Here is an 8,697-nt window from a genome sequence, read left to right as displayed (position 1 = left end):
TCGCCTTGGTAGGCCTTTACCCCACCAACTAGCTAATCCTACGCGGGCTCATCCCTGGGCGATAAATCTTTGGACTTACGTCATCATCCGGTATTAGCGTCAGTTTCCCGACGTTATTCCGAACCCAAGGGCAGATTCCCACGCGTTACGCACCCGTGCGCCACTAGATCCGAAGATCTCGTTCGACTTGCATGTATTAGGCATGCCGCCAGCGTTCGTTCTGAGCCAGGATCAAACTCTCAAGTTTGATGTCCGATTTTGACCAGGAGGAATAGTCCCAACCAAAACCGCTCATTCTCTAGGAGCCAGTTCCTGCACATTACATATACTGTGGATATGTATTGAGACATATGAACCGGCTTAAGCTTTTACGATAATCCAGCGCCCTAAAGAAAGCGCCAGACACCGAGCCGCCGCCCACATGTCCCTTCATCTAACCTACAATGTCAAAGAACCATCCAACACTTAATAGCGGACAAGCATCCCGCCCCGATCCTTTACGTTTCGGGGGACTGCTGTCCTACCATGTCGGCGACCAAGCGAAGCGAGAACCAGGGGCGCTCACCGCGTCGGTGGAGTGGCATCTAGGCCCACCACCCGAGTCGGTCAATCATAAAATTTCAAAAAAACGACATAAGCGAATTTTGTGCGGCGAAGGGGCGATCACACCGGTGAGATGGCTGGGCCGCTTCCTAAAAAGCGTCGCCAGGCATTGCCATCAAGGATGCTTCGCCCGCGCCGATCGCCCGCGCCAAGCCCTCACTCTCCGGCAGAAGCCGGAGCACGAAGAATTCGGCAAGCGCGCGCTTGCTCGCGTGCAAGGGACTATCGCCGGTCGCCACGGCTGCCATTCGAGTCCACATCCATCCCAAGCAGACGAGGGCAAACAGGCGAAGATAGTCAACCGCCGCCGCTCCTGCGGCGTCGGCACCGGCCCCACGCAATGCGATCGTCGCGTCTCGAAAAAGGCCAAGCGCGTTACGCACCCGTTCGGCCATTTCGACGCCTTCGCATTTTTGCAAATCCATTTCGATCTGATCGAACAGGCGCTCGACCACAGTGCCGCCGGCCATAGGTAATTTGCGGCCCACAAGATCCATCGCCTGGACCCCGTTCGTACCCTCATAGATCTGCGCGATGCGCGCGTCTCGCACGAACTGCTCCATCCCCCATTCGCGGATATAGCCGTGGCCGCCGAACACCTGCTGCGCCGCAACCGCACTTTCAAATCCGAAATCGGTGAACGCGGCTTTCACAACAGGCGTAAGCAGCGCGACCAACGCATCGGCATCCGCCCTGATTGCCGGATCAGCATGGCCCTGCGCCCGATCCCACTGCAACGCGGTCCACCCAGCCAGCGCGCGCCCGGCTTCGACAAAAGCACGTACCTTGAGCAGCATGCGCCGGACGTCTGCATGTTCGATGATCGCAACAGGGCCCCGGCCGCCATCGCTACTGCGCCCCTGGAGCCGATCCTTGGCATAAGCGGCCGCCTGTTGATAAGCAGCGCCGGCAATGCCGAGCCCCTGGATGCCGACCATCAGTCGTTCGGCATTCATCATGGTGAACATGGCCGCTAAGCCACGGTGCGGCTCGCCCACCAGCCACCCCGTTGCGCCATCATAGTTCATGACACAGGTCGGCTGGGCATGGATGCCCATTTTCTTTTCCAATGCGCCGACCGACATGGTGTTGCGCGTGTCATCGGGCAGCATCTTGGGCACAAGAAACAGACTGATACCCTTCACCCCAGCAGGCGCATCGGGCAAACGGGCAAGAACGAGATGGACGATATTGGACGCCATGTCGTGGTCGCCTGAAGAAATGAAGATCTTCTGCCCGGTGATTGCGAAACGCCCGTCTCCCAGATCTTCCGCCTTTGTTTTCAGCAGTGCAAGGTCGGTGCCGGCTCCGCTTTCCGTCAGCGCCATGGCGCCGGTCCATTCTCCGCTGATCAACGGCGCCAGATAGCGGGTCTTAAGGTCGTCGCTCGCATGGGCGGCGATCGCTTCCATCGCGCCGCGGGTGAGACCCGGAAAAAGCCCGAATGAAAGATTGGATGCGGACAGCATCTCATCGAGCCATAATTGCAGGATGAAGGGAAGGCCCTGTCCGCCATGGTCCGGATCAGCAGCCAGGGACGGCCATCCCGCCTCGACGAAGGCTTGATAAGCTGCGGCAAAGCCGTCAGGCATGACCACTGATCCATCGACCAGCCGCGCGCCTTGCTCATCCCCTTGACGATTGAGCGGATGAAGATGATCGGCACAGAATTTCCCCGCCTCTTCAAGGACCGCCGTCGCGAGGCCGCAATCCACGTCCTTGCCGAGCTCCGTCATCGCTCCATCAAAATCGAGCACCTCCTCCAACAGGAAACGATAGTCGTCGATGGGCGGGATATAGCTTTGCATAATACGGGCCTTTCTATTGCATAGCGCTATACCAAACAGTTGTTACAGCTTCAACCTGTCGATATGTCGTGGCGAAACACACGCGCGATTTGCTCAGCGATGTCTCGGGGCGACAGGCGGCCGGGCCGCACCCAGTCGGCCGCCGAATTAAGTTGAGACAGAAGCAGGTTGCGATAGATGGAGCGGTCAAGCTCAGGCGGCAACGGCAGATTGGCCACCAAGTCCCGAAACCGCGTTTCGAACCGATCTCGCCGCTCGATCAGCGCGGTGCGAACCGTAGCGGGCACCTCGCGAAAATCGTTCATCATCGGCATCGTCAACGAGTCAGGGTCGAGCTGAATCTCCAATAAAGCGGCGCAGGCCGCCTCAAGCCGGGCCCAAGGCTCGAGCTGCTGCGATGCAGCCTGAGCGATCCGACGCTCCGCTTCGTCCAGGGCTGCGTGATGGAGTTCTACGAAAAGGGCGTCCTTAGATCTGATATGATGATAGAGCGATCCTCCCTGGACGCCGGCCGCTTCCCCAATGTCCCGCATGGATGTTCCGCGATAGCCCTTGCGCGCAAATAGGCGCGCGGCGATTTCCAATATGGCGCGTCGGCGCCCGCCGCCCGTTTCCGGTTCGCTGGTCCTGTCATCCCTTATCGTCATCCCGGCGACCTAGCATGAAAGGGGACGCCGAATCACCCCGGGACGCACTCGGCGATCCAGAGGGTGTCGGGTAACGACCAGCCATATCGACCGAAGGTCCAATTGCACGCTCGACCGCCTCTGCCATCCTTGATCCAACTTTAATCGATTCAGGAGTGGACGATGCTGCAGCAGGCCATGGAGCGTTTTGCGGGCGAGAGGTTGATCCGTGAGCGCTACGACAATTATATCGGTGGACAGTGGGTAGCTCCGGCCAAGGGCGAATATTTCGACAATATTTCGCCCGTCACGGGCCAAGTCGTCTGCCAGATCGCACGCGGGACCGCCGATGATATCGAACTGGCACTCGACGCAGCGCACAAAGCCAAGGATGGCTGGGGCAAGACATCGCCTACCGACCGGTCCAACATTCTGCTCAAAATGGCCGACCGCATGGAGGCCAATCTCGACCTGATCGCGATGGCCGAAACGATCGACAATGGCAAACCCATCCGGGAAACGACGCATGCCGACATCCCGCTCGCGATAGATCATTTCCGCTATTTCGCGGGCTGCCTACGCGCTCAGGAAGGTTCCATCGCGGAAATTGATCATGACACGATCGCTTATCATTTTCACGAACCACTCGGCGTGGTCGGCCAGATCATCCCATGGAATTTTCCAATTCTGATGGCGGTCTGGAAGCTCGCCCCTGCCTTGGCGGCGGGCAATTGCGTGGTTTTGAAGCCTGCTGAACAAACCCCAATGTCCGTCATGGTCCTGATGGAAGTCATCGGTGACCTGCTGCCGTCGGGCGTGCTCAACATCGTCAACGGCTTTGGCGTGGAGGCTGGCAAACCTCTGGCCAGCAACAAGCGGATTTCCAAGATCGCCTTCACCGGCGAAACCACCACGGGCCGCCTGATCATGCAATATGCGTCGGAAAATCTGATTCCCGTGACGCTCGAGCTTGGCGGCAAGAGCCCGAACATCTTTTTCGAAGACGTCATGGACGCTGACGACGATTATTTTGACAAATGTCTTGAAGGCTTCGCGATGTTCGCCTTGAACCAGGGCGAGGTGTGCACCTGCCCCAGCCGCGCCCTGATCCAGGAAAGCATCTATGACCGGTTCATCGCCCGCGCCGTTGAACGGGTCAAGGCCATCCGCCAGGGTAGCCCGTTAGACCCAGCGACCATGATCGGCGCCCAGGCCTCGAACGATCAGCTTGAAAAAATCCTCTCCTATATCGAGATCGGCCTTGGCGAAGGAGCCGAATTGCTGACCGGCGGCGAAAGGGCACGGCTAGATGGCGAACTGGCGGAGGGCTATTATGTCGAGCCGACTGTGTTGAAGGGCCATAACAAGATGCGCATCTTCCAGGAGGAAATCTTCGGCCCGGTATTGTCCGTCACCACGTTCAAGGACGAGGCGGAAGCCCTCGCGATCGCCAACGATACGCTGTACGGACTTGGCGCCGGCGTTTGGACGCGCGACGGCAGCCGCGCCTATCGGATGGGCCGGGCCATTCAGGCAGGCAGAGTCTGGACGAATTGCTATCACGCCTATCCGGCCCACGCAGCCTTTGGCGGCTATAAGCAATCCGGTATCGGACGCGAAACGCACAAGATGATGTTGGATCACTATCAGCAGACGAAGAATCTACTGGTAAGCTACAGCCCGAAAGCGCTCGGCTTTTTCTGATCCGGCGAAGATGCAATTGTCGGAAGCTGCATTCCCTGTTCCAGGGCTTCCGATGGCGGCGGGCGACAATCTTCCCCAGCGCCCGCCGCACTGGTTAGTAGCAAGGACAGTCACCATGGTGCCAGCGCGCGTGATAGCCACGCCGGAAGCGGAAGCGATGATGCGGGCGCTTACGCAGACGCATGGTGCGCTGATGTTTCATCAATCCGGCGGTTGCTGCGATGGGTCCGCGCCGATGTGTTTTCCGCGCGGCGAATTCAAAGTCGGAACGCAGGACGTTCTTCTAGGGCATGTGGTAGGCGACATTCCCGTATGGATCGGCAGCGCGCAGTTTGACTATTGGCGCCATACCCAGGTGATGATCGACGTCGTGCCCGGTCGCGGCGCGGGCATGTCACTCGAAAGTCCGCAAGGTGTTCGTTTCATCGTCCGCTCCCGAGTTTTCACGGATGAGGAATATGCCGCGCTGGAGGCGGCAGGCGGCCCCGTCCGCGGATGCTGAACGTCGGACTGGTCACGCGTCGCCGGCAGGTTCATAAGACCGTATAACAAGGAGAAATCAGGGGGGGAGATACCGATGACGTTGCTGGCTTCACGCATTGGCTTTGCAGCCAGTCACGCTGCGAGCCCTGTTGCCGCCATGGACGAGATCATGGAGCAGCTTGGCGAAGCGCCGCTGGCTGGCCTCATGCTGTTCTGCTCGCATCGGTTCGACCGGGATCCGCTGGCGCGGGCCATCAACCGGCGTAGCGAAGGCGTGTCGGTCATCGGTTGCACCAGTTCGGGGGAGTTGACCGATCGCGGCTATGACGAGGACAGCCTTTCCGCGATCGCTTTTCCAACAGACAGCTTTCACCTCGCCTCCCACTGTTTCCAGGATGTCGACATGTTCGATCCGGTCGCGGCGCGCGACGTCGTCCGCAATCTGGTCGCCACAGCGACGCGCGACAGCCGGTCTCTTGGAGAGAAAATAAACCAGGTTGCCCTGTTCCTCATTGACGGGCTGTCGCATCGCGAAGAGTTGCTCACCATGACGATCCAGGACGCGCTGGGCGATATCCCTTTGATCGGTGGGTCATCGGGCGATGGCCTGGCATTTCGGGAAACATCCATATTTGAGGGGGGGCAATTCCACGCGCATGGAGCGGTCGTGGCGATCTTGTCCACGCCTCGGCACCTGCACGTTTTCAAGGCGCAGCATTACCGGCCGGGCGCAGCCAAGATGGTTGTCACAGGCGCCATTCCGCAGGATCGGGTCGTAACCGAAATCAACGCAGAGCCTGCGGCCAGCGAGTATCTGCGCATCGCCGGCCATGCCGGCGAGGCACTGGGCGTCGAATTCTTTGCCGCACACCCGCCGATGGTCCGCGCCGCTGGCGACTATCATGTCCGGTCCATCCAGAGCGCAAATGCCGATGGCAGCCTGACCTTCTACTGCGCGATCGACGAAGGCATCGTGCTGACCGTAGGAGAGCCGGTGGATCGCATCGCGGGCATGGATGCGCTTTTCACCGACATCGCCGATCAATTAGGCGAAGTCGATCGCATCATCGCCTTCGACTGCGTGCTCAACCGCATCGACGCAGAACAGCGCCAAATTTCCCGTGCCGTCTCGGAACTCTACCGTCGCCACAGCGTCATCGGGTTCAATACTTATGGCGAGCAATATCACGCCCTGCACGTCAACCAGACGTTCAGCGGTCTGGCCATCGGAAAATGACCGGGGCGGCCGCCGAAATTGCAGACTTGGACGAGATAGACGTCGCGGCCTTGCGTCTGGAAGTCGCCAAGCTGCGCAAGATCAATGCCGCATTGATCGACCGGGTCGAACGATCCAGCGATATGGCCGGCAATGCGTTCGCCATGTTCGAGACTGCGATTTCCCTAGAATCCATGGTGCGCGACCGCACCGTCCAGCTGGAAGACGCACTGGCGCGATTGGCAAGCGCGCATGCGGAACTAGCAGCGGCCCACGATAGTGCCGACGCAGCGCGCATGCGGTTGCGCGATGCCATCGATTCCATCAACGAAGGCTTTGTCCTCTTCGATGCCGACGACCGGCTACTGCTGTTTAACGAAGCCTATCTCGGCTTCTGGCCCGACATTGCCGATCAGCTGCGTGAAGGCATGCGGTTCGATGAAATCGCTCGGCTGGCGGCGGCACATCAGACTCCACGGGAAGCTTTGATAGCGCCTGACCGCTGGGTTTCTGAACGCCTTGCCCGCCACAGCGTCACACAGGGCGGCCATGTTCAGGCCCTGGCCGACGGACGATGGGTGCAGGTCAACGAACTGCGGACCAGCGAGGGTGGAATTGTTGGCATCTACACCGATATCACCGAAGCAAAGGCCGAGGATGCACGCGAGCGCACGCGAGAACTGGCCGAGCGCAACATCATCCTGCAGGCGACACTCGACAATTTGTCAGAAGGCGTTTGCCTGTTCGACGCGGACAGAAATGTCGCGGCTTGGAATGAGGCCCTGCAACGCCTTCTGCGCTTGCCGGAGGACTGGGCGCAGGACATGGGCAACCATGCGCAATTGGTGCACTGGTGCCGAACCGAGCGGCATCTGGCTGACGAAGGGTGCCTGGACTGGCGAGATGGCATTGGCCGAAAGGTCGGCCAGGTTCGCGCAGGGGATCGCTGCTTTGAATTGCGCAGCACAATGTTGGAAGGCGGCGGACAGGTGATCGGTTTCACCGATGTCACCGATATGTTGCGCGCGCAGGCGTCCTTGAAGGAAACGGCTGAAACGCTGGAACGCCGGGTCACGGAACGGACGTGCGAACTAGAGGCAGAGGTAGCCGAGAGGCGACAGATCGAGGCGGAATTGATGGACGCCAAAATTGCGGCGGAAAAGGCCAATCTGTCGAAGACGCGCTTCCTGGCCGCAGCAAGTCATGACCTGCTCCAACCTTTGAACGCCGCGCGCCTGTTCGTGGCGGCCTTGGGCGACAGGCGGCTCGCCTTGCCTACCCGCGCTCTGGTCAGCCAGACGTCCACCGCGCTCGATTCGGTGGAGGATTTGCTGGAGGCACTGCTGGAAATCAGCCGACTGGACGCTGGCGCCATCCAGGCAGAATTTTCGAACTTCCCCCTGGACCGTCTGCTGGACACGTTGCGGGTGGAATTTGCGCCGATGGCGCGGTCGGCAGGGCTGTCGCTCAGTATCGAGGGCGAGCAGGTCTGGGTGCGGTCTGATATCCGGCTGCTGCGGCGGATCCTGCAGAATTTTCTATCGAATGCCGTGCGGTACACACAGAAAGGCGCTGTGCGGCTGCATTGCCACATGTTCGACGCGCTAGTCGAAATCAGCGTTACGGACACCGGCCCCGGCATCCCGCCCGACCAGCAGCAATTGATCTTCGAAGAGTTTCGGCGGTTCGACAATCGCCAGTCCGGCAAGGGTCTGGGGCTCGCCATCGTCCGGCGGGCGAGCGACATGCTGCGGCATCCGGTGACGCTGCGGTCTGTGGCTGGCGCCGGCTCCACCTTTTCGATCATGGTGCCGATCGGCGTGGAAAGCGCAGACGAACGTCAGCCACACGACGCTACGGGAAGGGATCGCACGATGCGCGGGCTGACCGCATTGGTGGTGGACAATGAACGCGCGATCCAGACCGGCATGAGCAGTCTGCTGGGTGGATGGGGATGCAGCGTCGTGACGGCCGGCAGCTTTGCCGAAGCATCGGGCCAGTTCGCGGCTGGGACGGCGCCCGACATCATCCTGGTGGACTATCATCTGGACGAAAAGGAAACCGGCGATGTCGTCATCGAGCAATTACGGGCGCGTTTTGGTCTTCGGGTGCCAGCGGTGATGATCTCGGCCGACCGCGGCGAAGCGCTGAAAGCCCAGCTGGACGCCGCCGACATTCCCCTGCTCAACAAGCCGGTGAAGCCCGCGCAATTGCGGGCGCTGTTGCGGACGATCCTGAAATAACAAGGCTGTGGCGA

Annotated in this window: 6 protein-coding genes and 1 rRNA gene (1 of these 7 only partly in view); 4 read left to right on the top strand and 3 right to left on the bottom strand. The window is 60.0% G+C overall.

The features are described from left to right. The 3 genes from SKA58_RS15765 to SKA58_RS15755 form a co-directional block, all read right to left on the bottom strand. Positions 1-247, bottom strand: a 16S ribosomal RNA gene (locus SKA58_RS15765); it reaches 1,203 nt to the left of the window's first position. A 445-nt stretch (positions 248-692) separates the two neighbouring features. Next, positions 693-2,411 carry an acyl-CoA dehydrogenase gene (locus SKA58_RS15760; RefSeq protein WP_009823465.1) on the bottom strand — a complete coding sequence of 573 codons (1,719 nt, stop codon included), beginning with the start codon at positions 2,409-2,411 and terminating at the stop codon, positions 693-695. 50 nt (positions 2,412-2,461) lie between these two features. Further along, a complete protein-coding gene (locus SKA58_RS15755; RefSeq protein ID WP_009823464.1) occupies positions 2,462-3,058 on the bottom strand; it encodes a TetR/AcrR family transcriptional regulator in 597 nt (198 codons plus the stop codon). A gap of 162 nt (positions 3,059-3,220) precedes the next feature. Here SKA58_RS15755 and adh point away from each other — a divergent pair, with 162 nt between their 5' ends. From adh to SKA58_RS15735, 4 genes are all read left to right on the top strand, one after another. Continuing rightward, positions 3,221-4,741: an aldehyde dehydrogenase gene (gene adh, locus SKA58_RS15750; protein WP_009823463.1), complete on the top strand. Its 1,521-nt coding sequence runs from the start codon at positions 3,221-3,223 to the stop codon at positions 4,739-4,741. 115 nt (positions 4,742-4,856) lie between these two features. Next, positions 4,857-5,243, top strand: coding sequence for a DUF779 domain-containing protein (locus SKA58_RS15745; RefSeq protein ID WP_009823462.1), 387 nt, complete (start codon positions 4,857-4,859; stop codon positions 5,241-5,243). A 75-nt stretch (positions 5,244-5,318) separates the two neighbouring features. After that, entirely contained in the window at positions 5,319-6,461 is a 1,143-nt protein-coding gene (locus SKA58_RS15740; protein WP_037543795.1) for an FIST N-terminal domain-containing protein, read from the top strand. After that, positions 6,458-8,683 (top strand): hybrid sensor histidine kinase/response regulator, encoded by a 2,226-nt coding sequence (locus SKA58_RS15735; RefSeq protein ID WP_009823460.1) that lies wholly within the window; start codon positions 6,458-6,460, stop codon positions 8,681-8,683. The genes SKA58_RS15740 and SKA58_RS15735 overlap by 4 nt, the downstream gene beginning before the upstream one ends. Positions 8,684-8,697 lie beyond the last annotated feature (14 nt).

The sequence above is a fragment of the Sphingomonas sp. SKA58 genome (genome assembly GCF_000153545.1).
Classification (GTDB): domain Bacteria; phylum Pseudomonadota; class Alphaproteobacteria; order Sphingomonadales; family Sphingomonadaceae; genus Sphingobium; species Sphingobium soli.
This window is presented reverse-complemented; position numbering and strand designations above follow the sequence as displayed.

Bases quoted from the DNA above. Each gene is read 5' to 3' on its own strand.
- SKA58_RS15760 (WP_009823465.1), bottom strand. From the start codon at position 2,411: ATGCAAAGCTATATCCCGCCCATCGACGACTATCGTTTCCTGTTGGAG.
- SKA58_RS15755 (WP_009823464.1), bottom strand. From the start codon at position 3,058: ATGACGATAAGGGATGACAGGACCAGCGAACCGGAAACGGGCGGCGGG.
- adh (WP_009823463.1), top strand. From the start codon at position 3,221: ATGCTGCAGCAGGCCATGGAGCGTTTTGCGGGCGAGAGGTTGATCCGT.
- SKA58_RS15745 (WP_009823462.1), top strand. From the start codon at position 4,857: ATGGTGCCAGCGCGCGTGATAGCCACGCCGGAAGCGGAAGCGATGATG.
- SKA58_RS15740 (WP_037543795.1), top strand. From the start codon at position 5,319: ATGACGTTGCTGGCTTCACGCATTGGCTTTGCAGCCAGTCACGCTGCG.
- SKA58_RS15735 (WP_009823460.1), top strand. From the start codon at position 6,458: ATGACCGGGGCGGCCGCCGAAATTGCAGACTTGGACGAGATAGACGTC.